General features: G+C 38.9%; 4 protein-coding genes. 2 read left to right on the top strand and 2 right to left on the bottom strand.

Going from position 1 to position 3,361, the window contains the following annotated elements; genetic code table 11:
- The first annotated feature begins 384 nt into the window (after positions 1–384).
- Positions 385–573 (top strand): type II toxin-antitoxin system Phd/YefM family antitoxin, encoded by a 189-nt coding sequence (locus tag ABXH34_RS18300; RefSeq protein WP_353573328.1) that lies wholly within the window; start codon positions 385–387, stop codon positions 571–573.
- A gap of 199 nt (positions 574–772) precedes the next feature.
- Here the strand turns inward: ABXH34_RS18300 and gatC are convergent, their stop codons facing one another.
- The gene (gene gatC, locus ABXH34_RS18295) at positions 773–1,060 is read right to left on the bottom strand and encodes an Asp-tRNA(Asn)/Glu-tRNA(Gln) amidotransferase subunit GatC (protein ID WP_353573327.1); all 288 of its coding nucleotides are present in this window, start codon (positions 1,058–1,060) and stop codon (positions 773–775) included.
- Between the two features lie 174 nt (positions 1,061–1,234).
- Here gatC and ABXH34_RS18290 point away from each other — a divergent pair, with 174 nt between their 5' ends.
- Positions 1,235–2,287 (top strand): rod shape-determining protein, encoded by a 1,053-nt coding sequence (locus tag ABXH34_RS18290; protein WP_353573326.1) that lies wholly within the window; start codon positions 1,235–1,237, stop codon positions 2,285–2,287.
- Between the two features lie 107 nt (positions 2,288–2,394).
- Here the strand turns inward: ABXH34_RS18290 and ABXH34_RS18285 are convergent, their stop codons facing one another.
- Positions 2,395–3,279, bottom strand: a complete 885-nt coding sequence (locus tag ABXH34_RS18285; RefSeq protein ID WP_353573325.1) for a response regulator — start codon at positions 3,277–3,279, stop codon at positions 2,395–2,397.
- Positions 3,280–3,361 lie beyond the last annotated feature (82 nt).

Raw genomic sequence — 3,361 nt, 5'->3', positions numbered from 1 at the left:
CCTGACTCATGCCAATCAAAAACTCAAACTTTGTTTTATCCGACTTTTACTTAAAAGATTAGCTGCTACATTATCTTAGATTTCAAATGGGTTCTATATGGTCACCAAGTATTTCACCTATCCAAATTTCTCCTAATTTTTTATCAATTTCTTGTTCTAATTATTCAATAATTTCTAAATCTGTGGGCATAGGAAAGTCCTTTTGGAACACGATTTAAGGGTTAATGGATAGACAGGATTTAAGATTGTAGATAGGTTTGAAGGTGGTGACAAATGAGGTGAGTGTTTTTAATCTGTGTAATCTTGTTCTAAAATGGAAAATGACTCTTGTGCTATAGTTTGAAAAATCATCTATCAAAAGAGCAAACCAATGAATATTGTCACTTGCCAACAGACGTTATTAATCAAGCCAATGATGATCACGCACCTATCACAATTCCCCAGAATAATGGCAAACACGCGGTATTGATTTCAACAAAAGATTTTACAGCCTACCAAGAAACTACCTATTTATTACGTAGCCCAGAAAATGCCAAACGATTATTAACCGCATTCAGTGATTTAAGATTGTAGGCAGGTTTGAAGTGATAAATTGAAACAAACTAAAAATATCCTCGGCCAACTTAGAAAACATCAATCAGGGATTCTGGCCGCATCATCTCCCATTCAACAATAACCAAACTGAGCAGGATTTATGCCCTAGCCCTGCATAGTTGAGCTAGGTTGTTAGCTTAAATAATCATAATGCGGCGTATGGGAACAGCTCTTTAAATCATTCAATTACTTTGGGTACAAGATAAAGTCCAGCTTCGGTTTGTGGTGCAATTTGTTGGAAATGATCGCGTTGATTAGATTCAGATGCGGTATCTTCACGCAAGCGAGCCACTGCATCTAAAGGGTTCGACATAGGTGTAATATTAGCCGTATCCACTTGGCTCATTTGCTCAACTAATTCCAAAATATTGGATAAATTCGTCGCATAATGCGGGACATCATCCTCATCCAAAGCAATACGAGCTAAATGGGCAATTTTTTCAATTTCTTGCTTATCCAACGACATCTAAATTTGCTCCTAATAAAATCTCTAAAAATATTTAACTATAATTTTTCTATCTTAACAGTGGTTATAGTATAATCGCACCAAAATATATACAAACCACCGATATAGTAGCAGAAAATTTTTTACTACAGGGTAATTTTTGTCTGTATCAGTCAACAGGATTAACTTAATTCCATGCTCAAACGTGTACGCGGATTTTTCTCCACCGACTTATCCATTGACCTAGGAACGGCGAATACATTAATTTACGTCAGAGGACAGGGTATTGTTTTAGACGAACCATCAGTGGTTGCCATTCGTCAGGGACGAGAGGGTAACGGGGCAAAATCGATTGCCGCTGTAGGTGCAGAAGCTAAATTAATGCTAGGTCGTACGCCGGGTCATATTACAGCCATTCGTCCGATGAAAGACGGTGTGATTGCTGACTTCACCATTACTGAAAGAATGCTGCAATACTTCATTCATAAAGTACATGAAACTCGTTATCTACGCCCCTCTCCACGGGTTCTGATTTGTGTGCCGTGTGGCTCTACTCAAGTTGAACGTCGTGCTATTCGCGAATCGGCAACGGGTGCTGGTGCACGAGAAGTACATTTAATTGAAGAACCTATGGCTGCAGCAATTGGCGCAGGTATGCCTGTCAGTGAAGCAACTGGCTCTATGGTGTTAGATATTGGTGGAGGTACAACCGAAGTCGGTGTATTGTCCTTAAACGGTATTGTATACTCTGAATCAATTCGTGTTGGCGGTGACCGCTTTGACGAAGCCATTATCAGCTATGTACGCCGTCACTATAATATGCTGATTGGTGAAGCCACTGCAGAACGGATTAAACACGTGATTGGCTCAGCCTATCCGGGTAAAGAAATCAAAGAAATTCATGTCCGTGGCCGCAACGTTGCAGAAGGTATTCCTCGTAGCTTCAAACTCAATAGCAATGAAGTGTTAGAAGCCCTACAAGAACCATTGAGCAGCATCGTCAGTACCATAAAAACCGCTTTAGAACGGATTCCTCCTGAATTAGGTTCTGATATTGCTGAAAAAGGCATGGTATTAACAGGTGGCGGCGCATTATTAAAAGACCTAGATCGCTTATTAATGGAAGAAACTGGCCTACCTGTTATTGTGGCTGAAGACCCATTAACGTGTGTTGCGCGTGGTGGTGGTCGAGCACTTGAGATGATTGAAGAGCACGGTGTGGATGTATTTGCCTTAGACGGCATGTAATGTGACAGTATTGTATCGGTAAGCTGATATGGTGGTAAGTGGTGTTAAGTATTTTTATCTAATTTAGCACTGCTTTATCCATGTATATTAGATAATTCTAAAATAGTTTATACAGGCTCATCATCATCGGGCTCTTTATAATCAGCATCACGGTATTTTCTGCGATATTCTGTTGGACTTAAGCGAAAACGCTGCTTAAATGAGGCGGTAAAATAGTTTGGGTCTTTAGTACCGATTTTCCAGCTAATGATTTGTACGCTTTCATTGGTATCACGTAACAACCGTGCTGCTTCCTGCATTCTTTGCTCACGCCACCATTCAAATACTGATTTGCCCCCCAAGCCAACTTTAAAATAATGAGTCAATTTGTTGCGGTTCATACCTGCTTTTTGAGCTAATTCATTTAAATTACTATCTTTATCTAAGTTGATCGCCATCCAATCTCGCACTTGCAAAATTCTTTTTATTTCATCTTTAGACGCTTCTCTTAATAACTGCTCTGAAACTTCATCAATATGAGCAAGCTCAGGATTTAAACGCTGTTGTTTTTTACGCTGTTTTCTATCATAAGAATCGTAACGACGCAATAAATGTGCTTCGGTTCTTTGATAGTTCTGTAAATGGCTCATGACCCGAATTCGTAGTTCTTCCTCATTCACTGTTTTACCAATAAAATCAATACCACCCGCTTCGAATCCTTGAACACGCAAATGTTCAGCAGCCGTGAGAAAAATAACAGGAATGTGCTGCATTTCTACGTCTTGTTTTAGTTCTCTACAGACTTCTAACCCAGAAATACCGGGAGGCATTTCAATATCTAATAAAATCAAATCTGGTTTTTTTTGAATTGCGAGTTCAAGTGCTGTTTCACCATCACAAGCTTGTAATATTTCAAAACCATAGTCTCTTAAACGCCTAGAAATCCCTTCGATATGTTCAATCATATCATCCACGACTAGAATAGAAATATCTTTCATATCATCAAATGCCATAAGTAGTCCCAATCTACAATCAGTAAAGTAATGTAGAGTCACCACACTTCATTCAAGTATAATAAACAATTAACTTGAATGA

It is taken from the genome of Candidatus Albibeggiatoa sp. nov. BB20, from assembly GCA_016744725.1.
GTDB lineage: Bacteria > Pseudomonadota > Gammaproteobacteria > Beggiatoales > Beggiatoaceae > Albibeggiatoa.
This window is presented reverse-complemented; position numbering and strand designations above follow the sequence as displayed.